At 64.1% G+C, this 23,038-nt stretch carries 28 protein-coding genes; 16 read left to right on the top strand and 12 right to left on the bottom strand.

Features of this window, described 5'->3' with window-relative positions; all coding sequences use genetic code 11:
• Positions 1 to 86: 86 nt before the first annotated feature.
• Positions 87 to 608: an NUDIX hydrolase gene (locus tag G3I74_RS09520; RefSeq protein WP_164211359.1), complete on the top strand. Its 522-nt coding sequence runs from the start codon at positions 87 to 89 to the stop codon at positions 606 to 608.
• Here the strand turns inward: G3I74_RS09520 and G3I74_RS09515 are convergent.
• Positions 594 to 1,010, bottom strand: a complete 417-nt coding sequence (locus tag G3I74_RS09515) for an MAPEG family protein (protein ID WP_164211358.1) — start codon at positions 1,008 to 1,010, stop codon at positions 594 to 596. The genes G3I74_RS09520 and G3I74_RS09515 overlap by 15 nt on opposite strands.
• Positions 1,011 to 1,143: 133 nt before the next feature.
• Between G3I74_RS09515 and G3I74_RS09510 the strand changes: the two genes are divergently transcribed.
• Together G3I74_RS09510 and G3I74_RS09505 are read left to right on the top strand one after the other, a co-directional pair.
• On the top strand, positions 1,144 to 2,091 hold the full coding sequence (locus tag G3I74_RS09510; protein WP_239056815.1) for an isoaspartyl peptidase/L-asparaginase family protein: 948 nt from the start codon (positions 1,144 to 1,146) through the stop codon (positions 2,089 to 2,091).
• Between the two features lie 10 nt (positions 2,092 to 2,101).
• Positions 2,102 to 2,290: a zinc ribbon domain-containing protein gene (locus tag G3I74_RS09505; RefSeq protein ID WP_203594654.1), complete on the top strand. Its 189-nt coding sequence runs from the start codon at positions 2,102 to 2,104 to the stop codon at positions 2,288 to 2,290.
• A 19-nt stretch (positions 2,291 to 2,309) separates the two neighbouring features.
• Here G3I74_RS09505 and metF read toward each other — a convergent pair whose 3' ends face one another.
• From metF to metK, 3 genes are all read right to left on the bottom strand, one after another.
• Positions 2,310 to 3,164 carry a methylenetetrahydrofolate reductase [NAD(P)H] gene (gene metF, locus G3I74_RS09500; RefSeq protein ID WP_203594653.1) on the bottom strand — a complete coding sequence of 285 codons (855 nt, stop codon included), beginning with the start codon at positions 3,162 to 3,164 and terminating at the stop codon, positions 2,310 to 2,312.
• A gap of 122 nt (positions 3,165 to 3,286) precedes the next feature.
• Positions 3,287 to 4,747 (bottom strand): adenosylhomocysteinase, encoded by a 1,461-nt coding sequence (gene ahcY, locus G3I74_RS09495; RefSeq protein WP_164211356.1) that lies wholly within the window; start codon positions 4,745 to 4,747, stop codon positions 3,287 to 3,289.
• A 57-nt stretch (positions 4,748 to 4,804) separates the two neighbouring features.
• On the bottom strand, positions 4,805 to 6,022 hold the full coding sequence (gene metK, locus G3I74_RS09490) for a methionine adenosyltransferase (RefSeq protein WP_164211355.1): 1,218 nt from the start codon (positions 6,020 to 6,022) through the stop codon (positions 4,805 to 4,807).
• Between the two features lie 95 nt (positions 6,023 to 6,117).
• Here metK and G3I74_RS09485 point away from each other — a divergent pair, with 95 nt between their 5' ends.
• From G3I74_RS09485 to G3I74_RS09430, 12 genes are all read left to right on the top strand, one after another.
• Positions 6,118 to 7,542: a phospholipase D-like domain-containing protein gene (locus tag G3I74_RS09485; RefSeq protein ID WP_164211354.1), complete on the top strand. Its 1,425-nt coding sequence runs from the start codon at positions 6,118 to 6,120 to the stop codon at positions 7,540 to 7,542.
• Between the two features lie 12 nt (positions 7,543 to 7,554).
• Positions 7,555 to 8,331 (top strand): nuclease-related domain-containing protein, encoded by a 777-nt coding sequence (locus tag G3I74_RS09480; protein WP_164211353.1) that lies wholly within the window; start codon positions 7,555 to 7,557, stop codon positions 8,329 to 8,331.
• Positions 8,332 to 8,443: 112 nt separating this feature from the next.
• Complete coding sequence (locus tag G3I74_RS09475) at positions 8,444 to 8,917, top strand: Na+/H+ antiporter subunit E (protein ID WP_164211352.1); 474 nt, start codon at positions 8,444 to 8,446, stop codon at positions 8,915 to 8,917.
• The gene (locus G3I74_RS09470; RefSeq protein ID WP_164211351.1) at positions 8,914 to 9,207 is read left to right on the top strand and encodes an MrpF/PhaF family protein; all 294 of its coding nucleotides are present in this window, start codon (positions 8,914 to 8,916) and stop codon (positions 9,205 to 9,207) included. The genes G3I74_RS09475 and G3I74_RS09470 overlap by 4 nt, the downstream gene beginning before the upstream one ends.
• Complete coding sequence (gene mnhG / locus G3I74_RS09465) at positions 9,200 to 9,556, top strand: monovalent cation/H(+) antiporter subunit G (protein WP_164211350.1); 357 nt, start codon at positions 9,200 to 9,202, stop codon at positions 9,554 to 9,556. Before G3I74_RS09470 ends, mnhG begins: the two co-directional genes overlap by 8 nt.
• Positions 9,557 to 9,585: 29 nt before the next feature.
• Positions 9,586 to 10,140: a DUF4040 domain-containing protein gene (locus G3I74_RS09460; protein ID WP_338063089.1), complete on the top strand. Its 555-nt coding sequence runs from the start codon at positions 9,586 to 9,588 to the stop codon at positions 10,138 to 10,140.
• Positions 10,137 to 10,607, top strand: coding sequence for a Na(+)/H(+) antiporter subunit B (locus G3I74_RS09455; protein WP_164211349.1), 471 nt, complete (start codon positions 10,137 to 10,139; stop codon positions 10,605 to 10,607). Before G3I74_RS09460 ends, G3I74_RS09455 begins: the two co-directional genes overlap by 4 nt.
• On the top strand, positions 10,604 to 10,966 hold the full coding sequence (locus tag G3I74_RS09450; protein ID WP_164211348.1) for a cation:proton antiporter subunit C: 363 nt from the start codon (positions 10,604 to 10,606) through the stop codon (positions 10,964 to 10,966). The genes G3I74_RS09455 and G3I74_RS09450 overlap by 4 nt, the downstream gene beginning before the upstream one ends.
• 18 nt (positions 10,967 to 10,984) lie before the next feature.
• Positions 10,985 to 12,472, top strand: coding sequence for a monovalent cation/H+ antiporter subunit D family protein (locus tag G3I74_RS09445; RefSeq protein WP_164211347.1), 1,488 nt, complete (start codon positions 10,985 to 10,987; stop codon positions 12,470 to 12,472).
• On the top strand, positions 12,469 to 13,944 hold the full coding sequence (locus tag G3I74_RS09440; RefSeq protein WP_239056810.1) for a proton-conducting transporter transmembrane domain-containing protein: 1,476 nt from the start codon (positions 12,469 to 12,471) through the stop codon (positions 13,942 to 13,944). The genes G3I74_RS09445 and G3I74_RS09440 overlap by 4 nt, the downstream gene beginning before the upstream one ends.
• Positions 13,944 to 14,237 (top strand): hypothetical protein, encoded by a 294-nt coding sequence (locus G3I74_RS09435; protein WP_164211346.1) that lies wholly within the window; start codon positions 13,944 to 13,946, stop codon positions 14,235 to 14,237. Before G3I74_RS09440 ends, G3I74_RS09435 begins: the two co-directional genes overlap by 1 nt.
• The gene (locus G3I74_RS09430; RefSeq protein WP_203594652.1) at positions 14,230 to 15,918 is read left to right on the top strand and encodes a Na(+)/H(+) antiporter subunit D; all 1,689 of its coding nucleotides are present in this window, start codon (positions 14,230 to 14,232) and stop codon (positions 15,916 to 15,918) included. The genes G3I74_RS09435 and G3I74_RS09430 overlap by 8 nt, the downstream gene beginning before the upstream one ends.
• A 12-nt stretch (positions 15,919 to 15,930) precedes the next feature.
• Here the strand turns inward: G3I74_RS09430 and G3I74_RS09425 are convergent, their stop codons facing one another.
• Complete coding sequence (locus G3I74_RS09425; protein WP_164211344.1) at positions 15,931 to 16,209, bottom strand: hypothetical protein; 279 nt, start codon at positions 16,207 to 16,209, stop codon at positions 15,931 to 15,933.
• A gap of 16 nt (positions 16,210 to 16,225) precedes the next feature.
• Between G3I74_RS09425 and G3I74_RS09420 the strand changes: the two genes are divergently transcribed.
• A complete protein-coding gene (locus G3I74_RS09420) occupies positions 16,226 to 16,570 on the top strand; it encodes a Rieske 2Fe-2S domain-containing protein (RefSeq protein WP_164211343.1) in 345 nt (114 codons plus the stop codon).
• A gap of 27 nt (positions 16,571 to 16,597) precedes the next feature.
• On the opposite strand, the gene G3I74_RS09415 is transcribed toward G3I74_RS09420, so the two are convergent.
• From G3I74_RS09415 to gshB, 7 genes are read right to left on the bottom strand one after another with little or no spacing between them, the layout of a single operon-like run.
• The gene (locus tag G3I74_RS09415) at positions 16,598 to 18,406 is read right to left on the bottom strand and encodes an SLC13 family permease (RefSeq protein ID WP_164211342.1); all 1,809 of its coding nucleotides are present in this window, start codon (positions 18,404 to 18,406) and stop codon (positions 16,598 to 16,600) included.
• A 36-nt stretch (positions 18,407 to 18,442) separates the two neighbouring features.
• Positions 18,443 to 19,129, bottom strand: a complete 687-nt coding sequence (gene trmB / locus G3I74_RS09410) for a tRNA (guanosine(46)-N7)-methyltransferase TrmB (protein ID WP_164211341.1) — start codon at positions 19,127 to 19,129, stop codon at positions 18,443 to 18,445.
• A 42-nt stretch (positions 19,130 to 19,171) separates the two neighbouring features.
• Positions 19,172 to 20,107: an aspartate carbamoyltransferase catalytic subunit gene (locus tag G3I74_RS09405; protein ID WP_164211340.1), complete on the bottom strand. Its 936-nt coding sequence runs from the start codon at positions 20,105 to 20,107 to the stop codon at positions 19,172 to 19,174.
• A complete protein-coding gene (gene ruvX / locus G3I74_RS09400; protein ID WP_164211339.1) occupies positions 20,094 to 20,534 on the bottom strand; it encodes a Holliday junction resolvase RuvX in 441 nt (146 codons plus the stop codon). Before ruvX ends, G3I74_RS09405 begins: the two co-directional genes overlap by 14 nt.
• Complete coding sequence (locus G3I74_RS09395; RefSeq protein ID WP_164211338.1) at positions 20,527 to 21,081, bottom strand: YqgE/AlgH family protein; 555 nt, start codon at positions 21,079 to 21,081, stop codon at positions 20,527 to 20,529. The genes ruvX and G3I74_RS09395 overlap by 8 nt, the downstream gene beginning before the upstream one ends.
• Before the next feature lie 26 nt (positions 21,082 to 21,107).
• On the bottom strand, positions 21,108 to 21,974 hold the full coding sequence (locus tag G3I74_RS09390; RefSeq protein ID WP_164211337.1) for an energy transducer TonB: 867 nt from the start codon (positions 21,972 to 21,974) through the stop codon (positions 21,108 to 21,110).
• The gene (gene gshB, locus G3I74_RS09385; protein WP_476726643.1) at positions 21,971 to 22,912 is read right to left on the bottom strand and encodes a glutathione synthase; all 942 of its coding nucleotides are present in this window, start codon (positions 22,910 to 22,912) and stop codon (positions 21,971 to 21,973) included. Before gshB ends, G3I74_RS09390 begins: the two co-directional genes overlap by 4 nt.
• Positions 22,913 to 23,038: the final 126 nt, after the last annotated feature.

Below are 23,038 nucleotides of genomic sequence, written 5' to 3'. Positions count from 1 at the left end.
TTTTTAAGGAAATAGCAAAAACTCGCTGAGCTCGGACCCTCAGACCGGCCGGATGTTCACAGGCCTGTAGACGCAAGGCTAAAAACATGACCGAAAAACCGGATTCAACCCTTTATTCGGGTCGCTACCTGAACCTGCGGGAACGGCGCGGCTGGGAATTCATCGAACGTCGCCATGGCGTGGTCGTGCTGATCGCCTGGACGCCCGAACGCGAGCTGTTGCTGGTGGAACAGTATCGCATACCGATCAAGCAGCGCACCATCGAACTACCGGCGGGCCTGGTCGGCGACTGCGATGAACAAGCCGGCGAGGCGCCGCTGGCTGCCGCAGCGCGCGAACTGGTCGAGGAAACCGGCTGGCGGGCAGGACGGCTGCGCGAGATCATGGCCTGCCCGACCTCGGCCGGGCTGACCAGCGAACAGGTCTGCTTCGTGTGGGCCGAAGACCTGGAACCGGTTGGCCCCGGCGGCGGTGACGACAGCGAGGACATCATCGTCCATCGCATCCCCGCTGCCGCCATCGACGGCTGGCTGATCGACCGCTACCGCGCCGGCCTGGCGATCGATCCGAAGATTTTTACCGCCCTGTACTGGTCAGCCACCCAGTGAGAACCACCAAGCCCCCAGCGCCATCCCGACAGCCAGTAGTGATCCGGCCAGCAGCATCATCCAGGTCAGGAGGGTACCGACGAAGCGGCCGCGCGAAACGCCGCCGGTTCGACTCAGGCCCCAGGCGTGCAGAAACCTGCCCACGACCAGCGCCAGGCCGAGCAGGTGCAGGACCGCCGCCGGCAGAGCGCCCGAGCCCTCCAGCGCCAGCAGCAGGATGAGCGCCAGCGGAGCGTACTCGCAAAAGTTCGCGTGAACCCGGATCACGCGCTCAAGTTCCGGCTGTTCGCCACTGCCCAGCCCGACCTGGAACCGCCGCCTCAGGGACACGACCTGGTACGACAGCGCCAGCAGGATCAGGCCGGACAGGCCGGCATAAAACAGGGTGATGGTATAGCTCATATCGTGGTGCGCTCTCGCGGTGCCTGCCAGCGCCGGAGTATACCGGGAATGCTAGACTTTCGATCTCTCCCGTTTGTCCGCGCCTGACCCTGTCATGAAAAAAAACCTGTTACTGACTGTGAGCCTGATTCTGATGAGCCTCTCTGCCCTGGCGCAAGCGCCGATCGGCATCGCCATCCACGGCGGTGCTGGCACGATTGAGCGCGGCAACCTGAGCAAAGCACAGGAAACCGCGATTCGTTCGGCCCTGAGCGATGCGATCGAAGCCGGCCATCAGGTGCTGACCGATGGCGGCAGCAGCCTGGATGCGGTGGTCGCCGCCGTGCGCATTCTGGAAGACGCGCCCGAATTCAACGCCGGACGGGGCGCCGTGCTGACCCACGATGGTACCGTTGAGATGGACGCCTCGATCATGGACGGCGCCAGCCTGGCCGCCGGCGCGGTCGCCAGCGTAGCCGGCATCCGTCACCCGATCGAGGCGGCCCGCGCGGTCATGACCGACTCACCGCACGTCATGCTGGTCAGCGACGGTGCGACCGCTTTTGCCGAAACCATCGGCCTTGAATTCAAGGATCCGGACTGGTTCATCACCGAGTTCCGGGCCGAGCAGCTGCGCGCGGTTCAGGCCCGCCAGGACGCGTCGGTGCAGCTGTCGGAGGACTGGTTCTCGACCGTGGGCGCAGTGGCGCTGGATGGCGACGGCAATCTTGCCGCGGCCACCTCGACCGGCGGCATGACCAACAAACGCTGGGGCCGGGTCGGGGACTCGCCGATCATCGGCGCCGGCACCTACGCCGACAACCGGGCCTGCGCGGTCAGCGCCACTGGCCACGGCGAGTTTTTCATTCGCCACGTCGTCGCCTACGATATCTGCGCGCGCATACGCCACGCCGGTCTTGATCTGGCCGAAAGCGCCGATGCCGTGGTCAACGGCGTTCTGGTCAAAGCCGGCGGCGACGGCGGCGTCATCGCCATCGACGCGCAAGGCAACATCGCCATGCCGTTCAACACCGAGGGTATGTACCGGGCCGCCATCGATGCCGCGGGGCGCAAGACCATCGCCATCTACGGAGACGATTGAGGCTGCCGACTTGCTGACCGAATCCGAGCCGTTCTCCTGCCCGTGGTGCGGAGAACCCAACTGGGTGGAGCTGGAGCCCGACGACGCCGGCCAAACCGTGCTTCAGGATTGCGCCGTTTGCTGTCGACCCATTGAGATCGACCTGCCAGGACCTGATAGCGCGGATCGCACGCTGCACGTGCGCGCCGAGGGCGATTAAGCCCGCACGCGAAGAGAGCTCAGCGATTCCCCAGACCCAGGTCGCTGCACAGGCGTAATGACGGCCCCGCCCGGTTGAGAGTGTAAAAGTGCAGACCCGGCGCACCGCCGTCAAGCAAGCGACGGCAAAGATTGCAGACGACTTCGTGACCAAATTCGATCAGGGATTCGCGGTCACCTTCAGCGTCCCAGGCCTGCAGACGCTTGTCGATCCACTGCGGAATCTCGGCGCCGCAGGTTCGCGAAAATCGGGCCAGGCCCTGATAGTTGGTGATCGGCATGACGCCGGGCACGATCGGCACATCCACCCCAAGGGCGCGGGCGTCGTCGACAAAACGGAAATAGCACTCGGCGTTGAAGAAATACTGGGTGATGGCGCCGTCGGCCCCGGCCGCCACCTTGTCGCGGAAGTGGCGCAGGTCCGCGGCCGGGCTGGGCGACTCCGGGTGGTGTTCGGGGTAACAGGCCACTTCCAGGTGAAACCGTGAACCCCAGCGCTGGCGGATATCGGCCACCAGGTCGGCGGCATGTTCGAACACGCCGGCGTAGCGTCCAGAAGGACGGTCGCCCCGCAGCACCACCAGCCGCTTGACGCCGAAACGGTCGTAGCTCTCGAGCAGCTGGCGAAGGCTGTCCAGGTCTTCTGACATGCAGGAAATATGGGGGGCCACCGGAATTCCGCTGGCCTCGGCGATCTCGCGGACGGTATCAACCGTGCGCGAGCGGGTCGAGCCGCCCGCGCCGAACGTCACCGATACATAGTCCGGGTGCAGGGCGAGCAAGCGATCCCTTGCGGTGCGAAAACGAGCCGTCTGAACGTCGTCGCGCGGCGGGAAAAACTCGAAACTCAGTTGCGGTGCTTCCACCTTGCCCATGACGCCATCCTTTTTCTGCGGGGTCAGGGTCTGAAATGCGAGCTCAGCGGATCACAACCGCCGGTGCCGCGCGAGAGGGTCGCGCGCGGCACCGGCGGTCAGGCTGCTGAGACCGGACCCGATCAGTAGCGGTAATGCTCGGGCTTGTAGGGCCCTTCGACCGGCACGCCGATATAGTCGGCCTGGTCCTTGGTAAGCTCGGTCAGGCGGGCACCGATCTTGGCCAGGTGCAGCCGGGCGACGCGCTCATCGAGATGCTTGGGCAGGAAGTAGACCTCGTTGTCGTAGCGATCGCCGTTCTTCCACAGCTCGATCTGGGCCAGGACCTGGTTGGTGAACGAGTTTGACATCACGAAGCTGGGATGGCCGGTGGCGCAGCCCAGGTTGACCAGGCGCCCGCGCGCCAGCAGGATGATGCGCTTGCCGTCGGGGAAGATGATGTGATCGACCTGCGGCTTGATCTCCTCCCACTCGTACTGCTCGACGCTGGCGACGTCGATTTCGTCGTCGAAGTGACCGATGTTGCAGACAATCGCCTGGTCCTTGCAGCGCAGCATGTGCTCGTGGCGGATGATGTTGCAGTTGCCGGTGGCCGTCACGATGATATCGGCCGACTCGATGACGCCCGGATCTTCCAGGTTGACGACCTTGAAGCCCTCCATCGCCGCCTGCAGGGCGCAGATCGGGTCGACTTCGGTGACCCAGACGTTGGCCGACAAAGCGCGCAGCGACTGGGCCGAGCCCTTGCCCACATCGCCGTAGCCGCAGACGATGGCGGTCTTGCCGGCGATCATCACGTCGGTCGCCCGCTTGATGGCGTCAACCAGCGATTCGCGGCAGCCATAAAGATTGTCGAACTTGGATTTGGTGACCGAGTCGTTGACGTTGATGGCCGGGAATTTCAGGGTGCCGGCCTTGGCCATGCGGTACAGCCGCAGCACGCCGGTAGTGGTTTCCTCGGTCACGCCGTGGATGTTTTCCAGCGCTTCGGTATACCAGCCCCAGTTGATTTCCAGGCGCTTGCGAATCGAGGCAAACAACGCGGTTTCTTCCTCGCTGCCGGGATTGTCGAGCACGGACGGATCGGCTTCGGCGCGGGCGCCGAGATCCAGCAGCAGCGAGGCATCGCCGCCGTCGTCGAGGATCATGTTCGCGGTGCCGCCGTCGGGCCACTGGAAGATGCGGTGGGCGAACTCCCAGTACTCGGTCAGGCTCTCGCCCTTGTAGGCAAACACGGGCACGCCGCGCTCGGCCATGGCCGCAGCGGCGTGATCCTGGGTCGAGTAGATGTTGCACGAGGCCCAGCGCACTTCGGCACCCAGCTCGATCAGGGTCTCGATCAGAACCGCGGTCTGGATGGTCATGTGCAGGCTGCCGGCGATGCGCGCGCCCTTGAGCGGCTTGTCGGCCGAGAACTCGGTTCGGGTCTGCATCAGGCCGGGCATCTCGGTTTCGGCGATGGCGATTTCCTGGCGGCCAAACTTGGCCTGGGCCAGGTCGGCGACGAAAAAGTCATGCTCGGTCGGGGCGATGCTGTCGTCGAACAGTACGCTCTTGCGCGCGTCTTCGGTTCTTGCGTTCATGCTTGATGTCCTTTTGATGATGTGCAGATGGGTCGATTCGGTTTGGGCCGCTTAAAGCTACAGGCCGGCGGCGGAAGCCAGCGCCTGGGCGCGGTCGGTGCGCTCCCAGCTAAAGGTGGTGAAATGGTCTTCGGTCTGGCGCCCGTCGCGCACCACCGCTGCCGTGGTCTCGACCGGCGGGCGGCCGAAATGCCCCAGCGAGGCGGTCTGGCGGTACATGGGATGGAGCAGGTCGAGCATCTTGAGGATGCCGAAAGGCCGCAGATCGAAATGGTCCCGCACCAGCTTCTCAATTTGCGTTTCCGGAATTTTATTGGTGCCGAAAGTGGTCACCGAAATGGAAGTCGGCTCGGCCACGCCAATCGCGTAGCTGACCTGGATTTCGCACTTCTCGGCCAGCCCGGCAGCGACCACGTTCTTGGCCACGTAGCGCGCGGCGTAGGTGGCCGAACGGTCGACCTTGGACGGATCCTTGCCTGAAAAAGCGCCGCCGCCGTGGCGGGCCATGCCGCCGTAGGTGTCGACGATGATCTTGCGACCCGTAAGGCCGGCGTCGCCGACCGGCCCGCCGATGACGAACTTGCCGGTGGGATTGATATGAACCAGGGTATCGCGGTGCAGCCATTCCTGCGGCAGCACCGGGCGAATGATGTGCTCCATCACGCCCGCGCGCAATTCGTCCAGCGAGACCTCTTCGTCGTGCTGGGTCGAGAGCACCACCGCGTCGATGGCGACCGGCTTGCCCTCCTCGTAGCGCAGGCTGACCTGGCTTTTGGCGTCGGGTCGCAGCCACGGCAGGGGGTTGTCGGCCTGCTTGCGCAGCCGCGTCTGCTGCTCCATAAGCCGATGCGCGTAGTAGATCGGCGCCGGCATCAGCTCCGGGGTCTCGTTGGCGGCGTAGCCAAACATCAGGCCCTGGTCGCCGGCCCCCTGCTGTTCCGGGTCGGCGCGATCCACGCCCATGGCGATATCGGGCGATTGCTTGCCGATCATGTTGATGACCGAGCAGGTGCGGCCGTCAAATCCGACCCGCGACGAGTCGTAGCCGACTTCCACAACCACGTCGCGAATGAGTTCTTCCAGATCGACCCAGGCCGAGGTCGTGATCTCGCCGCCGACGACGACCGCACCGGTCTTGATGAAGGTCTCACAGGCCACGCGCGCGTTGGCGTCCTGGGTCAGGATGCCGTCGAGCACGGCGTCGGAAATCTGGTCGGCCAGCTTGTCGGGATGGCCTTCAGAGACGGATTCGGAGGTAAAAAGGTAGCCGGACATCGGTTTATATCTCTTGATACGGATAGAAAGATATGATTGTAGCGCAGGTCGATCAAGACGTCCATGCATGCCGGTATCGCTATGATGGCCATCTGATGTCCTTCGAAACCCTGATCGCGTTGCTGTTTCATGCGCTGCTGGCGCCGGCGACCGCTATTCACGCCCTGCTCTATAAACGCGATCCGAAGGCCGCTTTCGGCTGGATTGCGGTTTGTATCCTTTTTCCGCTGGCCGGTCCCGTGCTGTACCTGTTCTTCGGCCTCAATCGCGTTCGCGGCAAGGCGCAGGGTCTGGGCCTGCCCGGCTTCAGCATCGGCTACGAGCGCGGCGCGGCGCTGCCGGAGACCCACCCGCTGCCGTCGAATATTCCGCCGGCCTATCGTGAACTGGCCCGGGTCGGGCAGGCGCTCAGCCGACATCCGCTGGTCGGCGGCAACCACGTCGAGCCGCTGGTCAACGGTGAGCAGGCCTATCCAGCGATGCTCGCCGCCATCGATGATGCTTGCCATCACGTTCTGCTGACGACCTACATCCTCGACAACGATCGAACCAGCCGGCGCTTCGTGGCCGCGCTGCAGCGCGCGGTGCAGCGCGGGGTCGACGTCCGCATTCTCATCGACGGCTTCGGCGACCTGTATTCCTGGCCGCGCAGCAGCAAGATACTGCAACGGGCAGGGATTCAGGTCGGGCGCTTTCTACCGCCCAGGCTGCTGCCACCCAGCCTGTCGATCAACATGCGCAACCACCACAAGATTCTGGTGATCGACGATGCCATCGGCTTCGCCGGCGGCATGAATATCGGTGAGCGGCACTGCCTTGACATAGAGGACAACAAGCGGCCCACCGCCGATGTCCAGTTTGTGGTCAAAGGCCCGGCCGTCGGGCAGCTGCGCGAGGAATTCCTGCGGATGTGGCGATTTTCGACCGAGGACAGCCAGGACCCGGACTGCCGCGTGCCGACCCGCAGCGGCAGTTTGCTGTGCCGGACGGTCACCGACGGGCCCGATGAAGACCTCGACAAACTGATGATGCTGCTCAACGCCGCCATCGGCGAAGCGCGCCGCTCGGTGCGCATCATGACGCCCTATTTCCTGCCGCCGCGCGAACTGATCAGCGCCATCCAGGCCGCGTGCGTGCGCGGGGTCGATGTCCTGATCGTGCTGCCGGCACGCAACAACCTGCCCTACATCCACTGGGCGACGCGCAACATGCTGTGGGAGATTCTGTTCCGCGGCGCGCGGGTCTACTACCAGCCACCGCCGTTCAATCACTCCAAGCTGTTCGTTGTCGACAATTACTATTCGCTGATCGGCTCGACCAACTGGGATACCCGGAGCCTGCGGCTGAATTTCGAGCTGCAGGTAGAAGTCTACGGCGATGACTTTGCCCGAGACCTGGCCGAGCAGGTCGAGGCGGCGGCCGACCGCGGCCGCGAGGTCACCCTGACCGAAGTCGATGGACGTCCGCTGCCACAGCGCCTGCGCGACTCCCTGAGCTGGTTGTTTTCCCCCTATTTATAAACAGGCTAGCTGATGGCTAATCTGCGCTTTCTGCAATCCTATACCGCGCTGGACCAGCATCGGGCCGAGATGCGGCAAGCCGCCCGGCAACAGCGTGCGCGGGTCGCGATCGCCGTGTGCGTCGGAGTCGTTGCGACCCTGGCGAGCTACTGGATCATGCCGCCGCTGGCGGTGCTGACCGCGGGCATCGCCGTGCTGGCGATCTTCTTTTCAGCCCTCACCGGCAGCAGCTCGGTGCCGCCCTCGGCCCTGACCGGCGCCGAGGGCGAGGCGCGGGTGCTGCGCTCGCTCAAACAGCTGCCCGACGATCACGTGGTATTCAACCAGGTCCAGATCCCCGACCCCACGGTGGCCGGCGGCCGACGCGAAATCGATTTCGTCGTCGTCGCCCCGACCGGGGTGCATCTCATCGAAGTCAAGAACACGCCGGGCCTGATCTACGTTCGGCCCGACGAACAGGACTGGCCGCTGGCCCACAAGGCCGGCTGCGGCGGCAGGCCGGGATGGAACGCCATCGCCAATCCTCTGCGCCAGGTCGCGGCCCAGACCGAGGCGCTGAACCGCTGGCTGCTGCAGCACAGCCTGGTCTATCCGGTCCAGCCCATCATCTGCTTCGCGCGTTCAGAAGTCGGTCTGCGCGACCGGGAACTGTCCGAGGTCCCCGTTCTGACTGCCGATGAACTGGTCGGCCATTTCGCCCGCGCCGCACCGCTGTCGAATCCAGACCGGTCCAGCGCCATCCGCCTGCTGGCGGGCGCGGTCGGATGTGCCTTGCCGCGACCAGCCTGATGTGTCGTTGACCGCAACTTGGCAGGCAACGACATCGCCTGGCGGCCGGCCGGATAAACTACGGAAATTCACGGGGGCTGTTGGTAGAATCCGGGCATGTATGCGTAACGTTTTGTTTCTCTCCCTTACCCTGGCCGGCCTGTGGCTGGCGATCTCCGGCGTCTACAAACCGGTCATTTTCTTTCTGGGGGGCGCCAGCCTGATCCTCGTGGTCTGGATCGCTTTGCGCATGAGAATTGTCGGCGACGAACACAATCCGCTGGTTTTTTCCTGGCGCTTGCCCGTTTTCTGGCTGTGGGCGCTGGGGCAGATCATCCAGGCCAACCTGCACGTTGCCCGGCTGGTTTTCAGCCCGGAAAAGATCAGTCCGCGTATCGTCAGCGTCCCGGTCCCGCACAAAAGTTCTCTGGGCAAGGTGGTCTACGGCAATACCTGTACCCTGACCCCCGGTACGGTCACGATCGGGCTGGACCGCGACACGCTGGTCGCCCACGCGCTGGACGAGCAATCAGCACAATCGCTGGTCAGCGGACGGCTGGCCGACAAGATTTGCTGGCTGGAAGGGTCCACGGAGTCGCAGCAATGACGCTGGTGCTGATCGCGACGACCATGGCCGTCTTCTCGACCATGGCCCTGGCGCTGGGCCGGGCGCTCAAGGGACCGACCATCTACGACCGGATCGTGGCGGTCAACGTCTTCGGCACCAAAACGGTACTCGTTGTCGCGCTGATCACGCATATCACCGGCCACGCCGACCTGATCGATGTCGCGCTGGTGTATGCCCTGATCAATTTCATCGCCATCGTCACGGTGCTGAAACTGGTCAAGACGCGCGATCTGGGCAGCGCCACGGAGGAGGACCCGCAAGATGCTTGAATGGGGGATCAATATCCTGTCCGGAAGCCTGCTGCTGATCGGGGGCGCTTTCGGCTTCATCGGCGGTCTGGGGCTGTTCCGATTCCCGGATTTCTACACCCGACTGCACGGCGCCGGCATCACCGACACGCTGTGCGCCATCTGCATCGGAGCCGGTCTGATCCTGCAGTCGGGCATCAGCCTGCTGACGCTGAAGCTGCTGCTGATCCTGCTGTTTTTGCTGTTTACGGCACCGACCGCAACCCATGCCCTGTCCAGGGCGGCGATGATTGACGGGGTCGAACCGGAACTGGCCGACGACTCCGAGCCGCTTTCCGCTCACAGGGGGAAGCCGTCATCGCGTACCTGATCGATATTCCCCTGCTGATTTTTTTGGTCGTGGTCGCCGTGGCCGTGGTGCGCGTACGCGATCTGTTTGCGGCCGCGATGCTGTTTGCGATTTACTCGCTGCTCTCGGCCGGACTGTTTACCGTGCTCGATGCCGGCGACGTCGCCCTGACCGAAGCCGCCGTCGGCGCTGGACTGAGCACGATTCTTGTGCTCGCTGTCCTGACCCTGGCCCGACGCCACGAACATCCCACCGGCGGATACAACTGGCTGGCGCTGGCGGTTGTCCTGGTCACCGGCGCCATGCTCGGGTACGCGGCCATGGATCTGCCGGAATTCGGCAACCCGGACAATCCGGCCCAGACGCACGTCGGCGCGCACTACGTGGCCAATACCGGCGACGACATGGGCATTCCCAACATGGTCGCAGCGGTTCTTGCCAGCTATCGCTCGATCGACACCATGGGCGAAGCCTTCGTCATCTTCGCCGCGGCCCTGGCGGTGTTTGCCCTGCTGTCGGTTCGCCCCCACCGGGGCTTGCCCGGCGTGCGCAGACGCCGTCCCATCAGCCGCAGGCGCGCCTCCCAGCGGAAGCCCTCGCCATGAAAAACAACGGCATTCTGCGCATCCTGGCCCGGTTCCTGATTCCGCTGATTCTGCTGGTCGGGCTCTACATCCAGTTCCACGGCGAGTACTCCCCCGGTGGCGGCTTCCAGGCCGGCCTGGTCTTCTCGGCCGGCTGGATTCTGTTTGTACTGATCTACGGACTTAAGCGCGGCCTGGACGCGATCCCGCTCAAGGCGATGTACGTTTTGAGCGCAGCCGGCGTGCTGATCTATGCCTTGACCGGACTGGCCGGGGTCTTGCTGGGCGGCCGGTACCTGGAGTTTTCGGACCTGCTGTCGAACCCGCAGGCGGCCCAGCAGGCCGGCATCATCATCGTTGAGTTCGGCGTCGGGCTGACCGTGGCCACCGTGGCCATGCTGCTGTTCACACTGTTCGCCCGCCGCCGGCAGATGTGGGATGAAGTGCTTGATGAACAAGCGCTCAATGATGAGGAAGATTCGGCGTGACGCTGCTCGGCTTCTTCAATTATTGGGTGGTGGTCACCCTGATGATGATTGGCTTTTACTGCGTGATTGCGCGCGGCAACATGATCAAGAAGGTCATGGGCCTGAACCTGTTCCAGACCTCGGTGTTCATCCTGTTCGTCTCGGCCGGCAAGGTCGTCGGCGGATCCACCCCGATCCTGCGCGACGGCGTCGAGGTCTACTCCAATCCGCTGCCGCACGTGATCGTACTGACGGCCATCGTGGTCGGGGTGGCCATCACGGCAGTCGGCCTGGCGCTGGCCGTCCGTATCCAGGAGGCCTACGGCACCATCGAGGACGATCATCTGGGTGACGACCTCGACGACGATGAACAAGGCTGACGGGGACCGAGCCAAGCCATGACCCTGCTCGATCTGATGCCCTTCATGATGCTGGCTCCGCTGATCGGGTCGGGGTTCGTGGCGGTGCTGCCCGGGCGCGCCACGCCCTGGGCAGTGACAATGCTGGTCTGCCTGTCGAGCGCGATTATCGCAGCCGCGGTCCTGGCCGAGACGCTGGGCGGGGCAACGATGTCTTATCCCTTCGGCAACTGGCCACCACCCATCGGTATCGAATACCGCGTCGATGCGGCCAACGCATTCGTGGCGTTCCTGGTGGCCGCCATGGCCGCTGTCACCCTGCTTTGGGCACCCAAGAGCGTCGCGGTCGAGATCCAGGGTCGACACGGCACTTTCTACGCGCTGTTTTTGCTGGTCGTTGCAGGCCTGCTGGGAATTACCCTGACCGGGGATGCGTTCAACGTCTTCGTATTCCTTGAAATCTCCTCGCTGGCCAGCTACGCGCTGATTGCCTACGGCCAGGATCGGCGCGCCCTGCTGGCGGCGTTCCGCTACCTGATCATGGGCACGGTCGGCGCCACCTTTTTCCTGATCGGCATCGCGTTTTTGTACATGGTCACCGGCACGCTCAACATGGCCGACCTGGCCGAACGGCTACCGGCGATGAGCGACAACAACGCGGTCCGCGCGGCGCTGGCCTTCATCGTGGTCGGCATGGGCCTGAAACTGGCGCTGCTACCGCTACACCTGTGGTTGCCCAACGCCTACGCCTACGCCCCGAACTTCGTCACCGTCTTCCTGGCCGGAACGGCGACCAAGGTTGCGCTGTACGTGATGCTGCGTTTTGCCTTCACCGTTTTTGGCCCGGACTACAGCTTCGTCGTCCTGCCACTGTCCACGGTCCTGATGGTGCTGGCCCTGGCCGGCATGTTCGCAGGCTCCTGGGTGGCGATGTTCCAGATTCATCTCAAGCGCATGCTGGCCTATTCTTCGGTCGCCCAGGTCGGCTACATGGTTCTCGGGGTCTCGCTGGCTACCTTGACCGGGCTGACGGCGGCGTTTTTGCACCTGTTCAACCATGCCCTGATCAAGACCGCACTGTTCATGGCCGTGGGATGCGTGATCTACCGCACCGGATCGGCCAGGCTGGATGACCTGCGCGGGCTCGGGCGGCAGATGCCCTGGACCCTGACCGCTTTCGCGCTGGCCGGGCTGTCCATCATCGGCGTTCCGACCACGGTCGGCTTTATCAGCAAATGGTACCTGGTGCTCGCCTCGATCGAAGCCGGGGCTTGGTGGCTGGTCGTGTTCCTGGTGATCACGTCGCTGATGGCGCTGTATTACATCTGGCGGGTCATCGAGGCCGCCTGGTTCTCGCCGCGCCCGAACGGGGCGGCAGAGATGCGCGAAGCGCCGCTGGCGCTGCTGATCCCGACCTGGTTCGTGGTCTCGTTGAATTTCTACTTCGGACTGGATACCCGGCTGACGGTGGGTGCAGCGCGCGCGGCAGCCGGTGCGCTGCTGGGCGACGGGGGAAGCGCGCCATGAGCTGGCTGCCGCAGTTGGCGCCGCTGACGGTGGTGCTGATTCCCTTCGTCGGGGCCATCGCGATTGGCTTTGCCGCCGGCAGCCGCCAGTGGATCCAGCGCTTGAGCTGGCTGACCTCCGGCGTGTTCCTGGTCGCTGTCTGGGGGCTGGCCGGTCCCGCCCTGTCTGGCGAAGCCCTCGAGCAAAGCGTCTGGGAAATCCTGCCCGGTCTGACGATCGGCTTTGCCGTCGAGCCACTGGGCCTGCTGTTTGCGCTGCTGGCCTCGACCCTCTGGATTCTGGCCACGCCGTATGCCATCGGCTACATGACCCACGGCGGCTATACCAACCTGGGGCGCTTCTTCGCCTGCTACGCGATCGCCCTGGGGGCCGCCGCCGGCATCGCTTTCGCCGACAACCTGCTGACGATGTTTGTCTTCTACGAGATTTTGTCGGTGTCGACCTATCCGCTGGTCGCCCACGACGGCTCGGAGAAATCCAAACGCGGCGCGCGCACCTACCTGGTTTTGCTGCTGCTGACCAGTATCTGCCTCTGGCTACCGGCCATGATCTGGACCTGGGCGGCCACCGGCACCCTGACGTTCACGCCCGGCGGCATCCTGGCCGGCCAGGTCACACCGGCGACGGGCGCGCTGTTGCTGGTGCTGTTCATGTTCGGCACCGGCAAGGCCGCGCTGATGCCGTTCCACCGCTGGCTGCCGGCGGCCATGGTGGCGCCGACGCCGGTTTCGGCCCTGCTGCACGCGGTCGCCGTGGTCAAAGCCGGCGTGTTCGTGGTCCTGAAATTGGCGATCTACATTTTCGGCCTGGACTATCTGAAAACGCTGGCGACGACTGATTTCGTGCTTTACGTGGCGACGTTCACCATGCTGGTGGCTTCACTGGTCGCCATGCACCAGGACAACCTCAAGGCCCGGCTGGCTTATTCAACGGTCAGCCAGTTGTCGTACATCGTCATCGGCGCCTTGCTGACCAGTCAGCTGGCCGCGATCGGTGGCGGCATGCACATGCTCATGCACGGTTTTGGCAAGATCACGCTGTTTTTCTGCGCGGGGGCGATCTACCTGGCCAGCAAGAAGAAAAAAGTTTCCGAACTGGACGGCCTGGGACGAAAAATGCCGATCACCATGTCCGCGTTTTTCATCGGCGCGATGTGCGTGATCGGCCTGCCGCCCACCGGGGGCTTATGGAGCAAGTGGCACCTGGTTAGCGGGGCCTTCGACGCAGGCCATATGCTGATCCTGGCCGCCTTTCTCCTCAGCACGATTCTCAACATCGCTTATCTGCTGCCGCCCGTCCTGAGGGCATTTCTCAAGCCGCTGCCGGCGAGCGAACAACCCGGCATCAAGGAAGCACCCTGGCTGTGCGTGGTCCCGCTGAGCCTGACCGCTCTTGGCACGCTGGTGCTGTTCGTGCTGGCTCAGCGTGGTTTTGACCTGATGGCGTCGATCTTTTCAGGAGGACTCGCCTGATGCTGGGGCGCTGGCTGGAACGCCTGGTCGCGCGCGGCCGCCTGCTCAGCCTGATCACGCTGGTCGTGATGGCCCTGCTGGTGCTCGCCGACATCATCATCCCTCCGGCCTACGTCCGCTTCCCCTGGGATGGGCTGGGCGGTTTCGCCGCCGTGCTCGGCTTTGTCGGTTGCGTCTTCTTCATTGCCGTGGCCAAGGGCCTGGGGCACCTGCTGCTCTACAAGCCCGAGGACTACTACGGCGAACAACACGAGCACGAAGCGCCGGGACGCGAACGGAGCCGTGATGACTGACTGGCTGCATCCAGCGCTGGTTCTGCTGCTCGGCGCAGCCGCGCTGCCGCTGCTGCCCGCTGCTGCGCGCCGGGTCTGGCTGGTGCTGGTGCCGCTGCTCGGCCTGGCCGCATTATTTACCTTGAGTCCGGGAACGCATGGGCAGTTCGAGTTCCTCGGCATGCCGCTGGTCACTGGCCGGGTCGACGACCTCAGCCTGGTGTTTGCCTACGTGTTCGGCATCATTCTGGTCATCGGCATGATCTTCGCGCTGCATGTAAAAGATACGGTGCAGCACGTGGCCGCGCTGACCTACGCGGCGTCAGCACTGGGGGCAGTGCTGGCCGGTGACCTGGTCACCCTGTATGTATTCTGGGAGTTGATGGTCATCACCTCCGTGTGGCTGATCTGGCGCCGCGGCACCGACGTCTCCTACGCCGCGGGCATGCGCTACCTGATCATTCACGCCATCGGCGGCATGTCGCTGTTGGCCGGCGTTATCGTTTTTTATCAGACCACCGGCTCGATCGCCTTCGACCGCATCGAGACCGCCTCTCCGGCCTTCTACCTGATCCTGGTGGCCTTCATGATCAACGCCGCCGTGCCGCCACTGCACGCCTGGCTGTCGGATGCCTACCCGGAAGCCACCGTGACCGGTGCCGTGTTCATGAGCGCGTTGACCACCAAAACGGCGGTGTACGTGCTGATGCGCGGCTACCCCGGGGTCGAGCTGTTGATGTGGATGGGCGTGATCATGACCTGGTACGGCGTGATCTACGCGGTCCTGGCCAACGACATCCGGCGGATTCTGGCCTACCACATCATCAGCCAGGTCGGCTACATGGTCTGTGCCGTGGGCATGGGTACCAGCCTGGCACTGAGCGGCGCGGCGGCGCACGCGTTCACCCATATTCTCTACAAGGCGCTACTGTTCATGGGCGCCGGCGCAGTCATCTACATGACCGGCAAATCGAAGCTGACCGAGCTGGGCGGGCTGTACCGCAGCATGCCGTGGACTTTCTTGTTGTTCATGGTGGGTGCGGTCTCGATCTCCGGCTTTCCGCTGTTTTCAGGCTTCGTGAGCAAAACCATCATCATCGAAGCCGCGGCCGACGACGGGCGGGGCATCATCTACCTTATGCTGCTCACCGCCGGCGCCGGGACGTTTTTAAGCATCGGCCTGAAACTGGCGTGGTTCACTTTCTTCCATCGCGATGCCGGACTTCGCCCGGCAGAACCGCCGCCCAACATGCTCCTCGCCATGGGACTGGCCGCGTCGCTGTGTTTCCTGATCGGCGTTGTGCCGGGCCCGCTGTACGCGATTCTTCCGGCCCCCATTGATTACAACGCCTGGACCGTGGGTCACGTTCTCAAGGAGATGCAGCTGCTGTTGTTTACCGGTCTGGCCTTTTTCCTGATGCTGGGACTGGTCGGGGGCAAGAACAAGATCGCCCTGGACGTGGACTGGATCTACCGCGGCGGTGGGAAAGCGCTGACGATCGCATTGCGCGATCGCATCAGCGCGACGAACGCAGAGCTGCGCAACGTATTCATGGACACCCTGGTGCAGTGGATGGCACGCGTCAAGAAGCGCCACGGCCGGGATGGCAAGCTCGCCAGGACCTGGCCAACCGGCTCGATGGCGTTCTGGGTGGTGGTGTTGCTGGCCTCGCTGCTGATGTTCGGGATTCGCCAGCACTGAGACCCGGCGCGATCAGTCCGGGCCTCGATCCCCACGCGATCGGTGAATCACGCGGTATTCCACGTCGATCGGACCGCGCGCTTCATCCTCGGGCGACGATTTTCCTGCCAGCAGCCGCCGCACGGCGATGACCACCCCGCCGATCAAGGCCAGCCCCATGGCAATCGCCAGGACGAACAGACCGAGCATGAAGCTCAGCGCGAGAATTCCTATACCGGCCAGCGCCAGACCCAGGCGGGCCAGCGGGCTGGTCGGCGGCTGATAGAATGGTGATCTTCTTGAATGCTTCATCCTGAGTCCTGACCCCGTGAGCCAGCATGAGTTCCTTTGTCGGTCCAATCAGTTGCCCGAAGGCGAGTACCACGAACTGCAGTTCAATGTTGCCGGACAGCCGCGCTATCTGGTAGCGACCCGCGTCGACGGGCAGCCGCAGGCCTGGTACAACCGCTGCCCGCATGCCGGCCAGCCGCTGAACTGGGCGCCGGACCAGTTTCTTACCGATGAGCACAACCGACTCATCTGTGCCGCCCACGGCGCGGTGTTCGAGCCGCGCACGGGTCAGTGCGTGGCCGGCCCCTGCCCGCGCGCCATTCTGACTCGCTGCCCGCTGCTGGAAGAAGACGGCCAGATCTTTGCCGCCGACGAGCTCTGATCTCGACCCGTCCCGCTACCAGCGGTTTCAATAGATCAGATTGACCATCGACAGCATCACGCTCAGGTACACGAAGCTCATCAACCCGCCCACGCGCAGGAAATCCCGCACCTTGTAGCCGCCCGGCCCCATGATCATGGCGTTGACCGGGTTGGTCGGCAGGATGAAGGCGTTGGACGTCGCCAGCGCCACGATCAACGCATAAAGCGCCGGGTTGGCTCCGGTGGCCAGGGCCACGTTGACGGCAATCGGCACCAGCAGCACGGTGGCTCCGACGTTGGACATGACCAGCGCGAAGGCAGTAGCGAGTACGGCCAGCGACACCTGAAGCACGATTTCCGGCGTCTCGCCCAGCACCAGCAGAGCCTGTTGAACCAGCCACGCCGCCGTACCGGTGACCTCCAGGGCATAGCCCAGGGGGATGAGGCTGGCCATCAGGAAGACCGTCGACCACCTGACCGCTCCATAGGCCTCGTCCATGCTCAGCACCCCGGTCAGCACCATACCGACCGCACCGGTCAGCAAGGCGACCGGCAGCGGGAAATCCGTGAACAGGATCAAGCCTAGCGAAAGGGCAAAAAAACCCAGCGCATGCACCACTTTCTGCGGGCGCTGCTCTTCTTTGGGGATGTCCGTGGCAACGATGAAATCCTTGTCGCGAGCCACATTGGCCAGATCGCGCCAGGTCGAATGGCTGACCAGGCAGTCACCCACCTGCAGCGGCTGCTCACGCAGCCCGCCAGTGATGATTTCCTCGCGGCGGTTGATGGCCAGCACCGAAATCCCGAAGCGCTGGCGCAGGCGCGCCTCGCCGATGGTCTGGCCGATCAGGCGTGACCCGGGCGGGATGACGACCTCGGAGATGCCGGCCCGGGTCGGGTTGAACAGGTTGCCAAAGGTGCGAAGGCGCGGCTGCAGGCGCAGATGATGGCTCAGCGCGAACTCGCCCACCTGCTCACGCGATCCCATCACGCCGAGCACGGTGCCAACCCAGATCATTTCTTCGGCCGGCGGGGCCAGGCGGGGCTTGTCGGTATTCTGAATGGCCAGCATCAGCGGCGCACCCTCCAGGCTCTCGGCCTCGGCAATGCGCATACCGACCAGCGGCGAGTCCACAGTCACCAGCATTTCATAGACATCGCCATCAATTCCGTAGACTTCGGCAAAGTACCGCTTGGTGCGGCCGGGGGCAGCCGGTCGCTTCGCCTCCTCGTCGGGCAGCATTTTCTTTCCGATCAGCAGAAAATACGCCAGCGTCGCCAACAGCAAAGCGATGCCGATGGGTGCGACGGCAAACAGCGCGAACTCCTGCATGGCTTCCGCCCCGGGAGGCAGGGAACGGTTCGAAGTCAGGATCAGGTCGTTGAGCAGAATCAGGGGCGAGGACCCGACCATCGTGATGGTGCCGCCGGCGACCGCACAGAAACCCATGGGCATCAGTAGCCGGGACAGGGGCATATCGAGACGGGCCGAGATGCGGGAGACCACCGGTAGAAACAGGGCGGTCGCCGCCGGATTCTGCATGAAACCGGAGGTCACGCCAGTCGTCGAGGCGATCATACCCATGACGCGCGGCTCAGAGCGACCACCGACTCGAACAATGAAGCCGGCAACCACGTTCATCACCCCGGTGCGGTCGAGACCGGCGCCGATGATCATCACGGCAATGATGGAGATAACGGCATTGGACGCGAAACCGTTGAACAACTGGTCGCCGGGCACCAGCCCGAGCAGCCCGATCAGCACCATGATGCAGACCGCGGCGATATCGACGCGCACGATCTCGAAGACAAACAGAAAAATGGTCAGCCCCAGCACGGTGAGTACCAGTAGCATGTCGCCGCTGAGAGTCAGACCCCCGTCCATACCCATTCAGCAGCCGCGCCGGTAGACAAGGTCGAAAATTTCGTGCCCGCGTCCCAGTCCACGGCGCTCGAAATGCGTCTGCGGCCGCCATGCCGGGCGCTCGCTCCAGGGATCGCCGAGGTTTTCCAGGCGCTCGCAGCCTTCAGCTACTTCGACCATCCACTGCGCATACGGCGCCCAATCCGTTGCCAGATGCAGTATCCCCCCGGGCTCAAGCCGTTCGGCGATCCCTTCGACGAATGCAGGCTGAACAATGCGCCGCTTGTGGTGACGTTTCTTCGGCCAGGGATCGGGAAAGTAGACCCGGACCTGGGCAAGACTGGCCGACGGCACCTGGCCGGACAGCACTTCGACGGCGTCGCGCATGGCGATACGCACGTTGCCAAGCCCTTGATCATCGAGCTGCCGCACCAGCCGACCGACCCCCGGCTCATGGACTTCAATGCCGACAAAATTCTTCTCCGGCTCACGCGCAGCCATCCACGCCAGCGCCTCGCCGTTACCGAAACCGATTTCCACGACCAGCGGCGCGGGCCGATCGAAAGCGGCTCGCAGATCCGTCAGGTCGACATCGACCGCGTACCGGGGCAGGCGCTCATCGAGCGCGCGCTGCTGGGCCGAGGTCAGCCGGCCGGGGCGCCGAACAAAGCTGCGAACCCGGCGCGGAAAGTCGGGGCGGGCTTCTCCCGTCATCGCAACCCCCGGCCGTGGAACTTGGTGTCCATGCCCGCCATTCTAGACGCGCGCGGCGAGATGGTCGGAGGCAAACAGCCATTCGAAGATCGCCATGCGCGCATACACGCCCATTCTTACCTGTTCCAGAATCAGGGATTGCGGACCGTCGGCCACGGCATCGCTGATCTCGACGCCACGGTTGATCGGACCGGGATGAAGCACGCGGCAGTCGGGGCTAGCCCGTTCCAGGTGCTCCGGCCTCAGGCCCCAGTCGGCGTGGTAGTCCGCCGAGTCCGGCCACGACTGGCGGCCCATGCGCTCGTGCTGGATACGCAGCATGATCACAACGTCGGCCTCGGCGACCGCCTCGGCCAGACTTGCGGCCGTGCACACGCCGGCGGGCACGCGATCGGGCAGCCAGTCGGGTGGACCCGATAGGCACACTTCGGCCGCGCCCCGCCGCAGCAAGGCCGCAATGTCCGAGCGCGCCACCCGCGAACGCAGGATGTCCCCAACGATCACCACGCGGGCGCCGCTCAATTCGACCCCGGCCAACTCGAGCGTTGCCACGTCGAGCAGCGCCTGGCTCGGGTGGTGGCCACTGCCGTCACCCGCGTTGAGCAACTTCAAGGGTGCCGGCAGCGCCTCGGCCAGTCGATGGCAGCGCCCGGTTTCTGGGTGACGAACGATCAGGGCATCGACGCCCATCGCTGCCAGCGTCGCCGCCGTGTCCTCCAGCGATTCTCCCTTGGTCGACGAGGACCGCTCCAGTTCCACGTTGATCACGCGCATACCCAGGCGCGCAGCAGCCAGCTCGAAGGAAACGCGCGTGCGTGTGCTGGGCTCGAAGAAAAGGTTGACCACGGCGTAATCCAGAACCGCGGGAGACGCTCCAGCGGCCAGGGACCGGGCGCGCGCGATCAGCCAGTCCAGATCGCGATCGCTGAGCCGATCGATGTCGAGGAGATGACGGGCCACGGCGTCAGATGCAGCCATGTTCGCTCATCCACGACTCCAGGATCACGGCCGCCGCCAGGCTGTCCATGCGTTCGGCGTCGCGCCGCCGCGCCCGGCCCTGGCCGCGACGCTCGGCAAAATCGCGGGCGGCGTGCTCGGAACTCATTCGCTCGTCATGGAACTCAATCGCGCGATTCGGCGCGATGTCCGCCAAAGTCGCAGCAAAACGACGAATCTCCCGGCTCATCGGGGTCTCATCGCCGTCGCTGCCCAGCGGTAGACCAACCACGATCCGCTCGGGCTTCCATTGCTTGATGACCGCCGCCAGTTCGGTTAAAAGGGCTTCCGGTCGCCGATAGCGAATCGGCGCGAGGGGTCGGGCCGAACCCGTGAGTCGATGGCCGATTGCCAGGCCCGCCGTGCGCGTTCCGTAATCGATCGCCAGCAGGGCACCCGACTCAGGCATGGCCACCCGCTGGCTGCAGGCGACCCACCTCGATCCCCAGCCGCGAGACCGCGCCTTCCCAGCGCTGGTCCACCGGCAGGTCGAATAACAGTTCGGAATCGGCCATCACGTGCAGCCAGGCGTTTTCGCGCATCTCGTCTTCGAGCTGGCCTGCACCCCAGCCCGCATAGCCAAGCGCGACAAGGAAGCGTTCCGGACCGTTTCCCGAAGCAATATCTTCGAGGACGTCGCGCGAGGTGGTTATGACGATCTCCGGACCGACCGTCATGCTGGACTCGTAGTGACGGTCGGGACCGTGCAGAACGAAACCCCGCTCGCGATGCATCGGCCCACCGTCGAAGACCGGCAATTCGCTCATCCGTGAATCGGCGCACTTGAGACCCACCTGCGAAAGCAGGTCCTGGAGCGCGAACTCCGAAGGTCGATTGATAGTGATGCCCAGCGCCCCTTCCTCGTTGTGCTGACAGAGCAGGGTGACCCCGCGACTGAAATTGGGGTCATCCATGCCGGGCATGGCAATCAGAAACTGTCTTTCCAGATAACTCATGCGATGATTCTAGCAGGCGCGCTGCCTCAGCCCTGTATTAGACCCCCGGAACTGCTGAACTGCCAGGTTCTGGTGATGGTCAGGATGTCGACCTGGTCGGTGATCTCCTCGGGCAGCGCGGCGAACGGAGCGGACAGACGGACGATTTTCACCGCCGCCTCGTCGAGCACCGCATGGCCGGACGAGCGCAGTACGCGGACCTGATCGATGCCGCCGTCAGGCAGGATATCGACGCTGAGCACGAGGCTGCCCTCGATGTTTTGCCTCCGGGCGGCTTCCGGATAGTTCATGTTGCCGATTCGCTCAACCTTGGAAATCCACGCGCTCATGTAGCTGGCATACAGATGCTCGCGCGTGCTCGCCGAGATGAATTTCCGCCTCGGCTGCTGACGAAAGTCCTCGCTCTGGCGGCTTCGCTCCGGATTAAGCCGGGCCATGGCCATGGACTGCTCGACCAGCTCCCGCGGATCGGGCGCATCGGCTTCCAGGCGCTCGCTCGGCTCTTTTTCAAGCAGCAGCGGGTCGCTGGACTCGTCCACCGCGATCAGCTCTTCGGGCAGCGGATTCGACTGACCGGCTTCGGCGATCGGCTGCGGGATATTCGGTTCCGGCGCCGGCTCGGTCGCCGGCGTTGGCTCTGGCGGACGACCGGTTTCAGGGCTTTCGCCACCGCCCGACTGGCTGACCTGAGCGAGCAAATCCGCCTCCTCAGGCACCTCCTCGGTAGCCCAGTCCACCAGCACGACGTCCAGGCTGGGCAATTCGCGTTCGGCGCGGAAGGTTTCGAAATCGAAATGCACGAGGCCAATGACGGCCACATGCAGGCCCACAGCGAGGGCCAGCGCCATGGCCAGGGAGTCGGTTCCGCGCAGGTTGGAACCGACAGCAGTCATGGATCGATCGCGTCAAACAGGAGGCCGGCGAGATTCAGGCCAAACTGGGCGTCGAGTTCACGCATGCAGGTCGGGCTGGTTACGTTGATTTCGGTCAGGCGATCGCCGATCGCGTCGAGACCCGCCAGGTAGATTCCGTTTTCCAAGAGCACCGGACCCAGCGCCTCCGCCATCGCGCGGTCAGTGGCGCTCAGGGGCCTGCCCTCGCCACGGCCACCGCGGGCCAGGTTGCCGCGGAAATCCTCGCCGCCCGGAATCCGCGCCAGCACATAATCGACCGGTTTGCCGCCGATAACCAGGATCCGCTTGTCGCCCTCGCTGATGGCCGGCAGAAACTCCTGCACCATGGCGGGACGCTGCTCGCCGCCGGTCAGCGCTTCGAACATGCTGTTGAGATTCGGATCATCATGTCGCGCCAAAAAGATTCCGCGTCCTCCCATGCCGTCCAGCGGCTTGAGAACAGCCTGACGGTGATCGGCGATGAAGCGGCGCAGCTGGGCATGGCTGGCGCTGACCAGCGTCGCCGGAATCAGGTCGGGAAACCGGGCGATGGCCAGTTTTTCGTTGAAGTCGCGCAGCGCCCGCGGCCGGTTGACCACCCGCGCACCGGCCGACTCCGCCTGCTCCAGCAGGTAGGTCGCGTGGAGGTAGTCCGGATCAACCGGGGGATCGGCGCGCATGAGGACCAGATCGTCGTCACCGAACAGGTGGCGGACTGGCTCTCCCAGTTCGAACCAGCCGGTCGGATCCTCCATGACCCGCAGCGGCCGCATGACGCCGCCCGCATGGTGCCCTTCGAGGTAGAGATCCTTCTCGCCGAGATAGAAAACCTCGTACCCGCGGCGCTGTGCCTCCAGCAAAAGCGCAAAAGAGGTGTCTTTGACGATATTGATGCTCGCAATATCGTCCATGACCATGATCAGATGCTTTCTTTGCACACGGCGCCTCCGTATTCCCCAGAAACCAGCCCGCCATTAATGCGGCCTGATCCAGAAATTCGTATTCAAGACAAAATCATAGAGGGTATTGTTCCACCGGATTGGCAAACCAGACCGAGATCGTCT

The organism is Wenzhouxiangella limi (genome assembly GCF_010499265.1).
In the GTDB taxonomy this organism is placed as follows: domain Bacteria; phylum Pseudomonadota; class Gammaproteobacteria; order Xanthomonadales; family Wenzhouxiangellaceae; genus Wenzhouxiangella; species Wenzhouxiangella limi.
Note: the sequence above shows the minus strand (reverse complement) of the source record. Positions and strands in the feature narration are given on the sequence as shown.

Bases quoted from the DNA above. Each gene is read 5' to 3' on its own strand.
- G3I74_RS09415 (WP_164211342.1), bottom strand. From the start codon at position 18,406: ATGCTACTGGTACTCACCGTGCTGGGGCTGACCATTTTTCTGTTTGTC.
- G3I74_RS09445 (WP_164211347.1), top strand. From the start codon at position 10,985: ATGACCCTGCTCGATCTGATGCCCTTCATGATGCTGGCTCCGCTGATC.
- G3I74_RS09515 (WP_164211358.1), bottom strand. From the start codon at position 1,010: ATGAGCTATACCATCACCCTGTTTTATGCCGGCCTGTCCGGCCTGATC.
- G3I74_RS09435 (WP_164211346.1), top strand. From the start codon at position 13,944: ATGCTGGGGCGCTGGCTGGAACGCCTGGTCGCGCGCGGCCGCCTGCTC.
- metK (WP_164211355.1), bottom strand. From the start codon at position 6,022: ATGTCCGGCTACCTTTTTACCTCCGAATCCGTCTCTGAAGGCCATCCC.
- mnhG (WP_164211350.1), top strand. From the start codon at position 9,200: ATGCTTGAATGGGGGATCAATATCCTGTCCGGAAGCCTGCTGCTGATC.
- G3I74_RS09425 (WP_164211344.1), bottom strand. From the start codon at position 16,209: ATGAAGCATTCAAGAAGATCACCATTCTATCAGCCGCCGACCAGCCCG.
- G3I74_RS09440 (WP_239056810.1), top strand. From the start codon at position 12,469: ATGAGCTGGCTGCCGCAGTTGGCGCCGCTGACGGTGGTGCTGATTCCC.
- G3I74_RS09405 (WP_164211340.1), bottom strand. From the start codon at position 20,107: ATGGCTGCATCTGACGCCGTGGCCCGTCATCTCCTCGACATCGATCGG.
- G3I74_RS09395 (WP_164211338.1), bottom strand. From the start codon at position 21,081: ATGAGTTATCTGGAAAGACAGTTTCTGATTGCCATGCCCGGCATGGAT.
- G3I74_RS09510 (WP_239056815.1), top strand. From the start codon at position 1,144: ATGAGCCTCTCTGCCCTGGCGCAAGCGCCGATCGGCATCGCCATCCAC.
- G3I74_RS09480 (WP_164211353.1), top strand. From the start codon at position 7,555: ATGGCTAATCTGCGCTTTCTGCAATCCTATACCGCGCTGGACCAGCAT.
- G3I74_RS09390 (WP_164211337.1), bottom strand. From the start codon at position 21,974: ATGACTGCTGTCGGTTCCAACCTGCGCGGAACCGACTCCCTGGCCATG.
- ahcY (WP_164211356.1), bottom strand. From the start codon at position 4,747: ATGAACGCAAGAACCGAAGACGCGCGCAAGAGCGTACTGTTCGACGAC.
- G3I74_RS09455 (WP_164211349.1), top strand. From the start codon at position 10,137: ATGAAAAACAACGGCATTCTGCGCATCCTGGCCCGGTTCCTGATTCCG.
- G3I74_RS09485 (WP_164211354.1), top strand. From the start codon at position 6,118: ATGTCCTTCGAAACCCTGATCGCGTTGCTGTTTCATGCGCTGCTGGCG.
- G3I74_RS09430 (WP_203594652.1), top strand. From the start codon at position 14,230: ATGACTGACTGGCTGCATCCAGCGCTGGTTCTGCTGCTCGGCGCAGCC.
- trmB (WP_164211341.1), bottom strand. From the start codon at position 19,129: ATGACGGGAGAAGCCCGCCCCGACTTTCCGCGCCGGGTTCGCAGCTTT.
- ruvX (WP_164211339.1), bottom strand. From the start codon at position 20,534: ATGCCTGAGTCGGGTGCCCTGCTGGCGATCGATTACGGAACGCGCACG.
- G3I74_RS09520 (WP_164211359.1), top strand. From the start codon at position 87: ATGACCGAAAAACCGGATTCAACCCTTTATTCGGGTCGCTACCTGAAC.
- G3I74_RS09470 (WP_164211351.1), top strand. From the start codon at position 8,914: ATGACGCTGGTGCTGATCGCGACGACCATGGCCGTCTTCTCGACCATG.
- metF (WP_203594653.1), bottom strand. From the start codon at position 3,164: ATGGGCAAGGTGGAAGCACCGCAACTGAGTTTCGAGTTTTTCCCGCCG.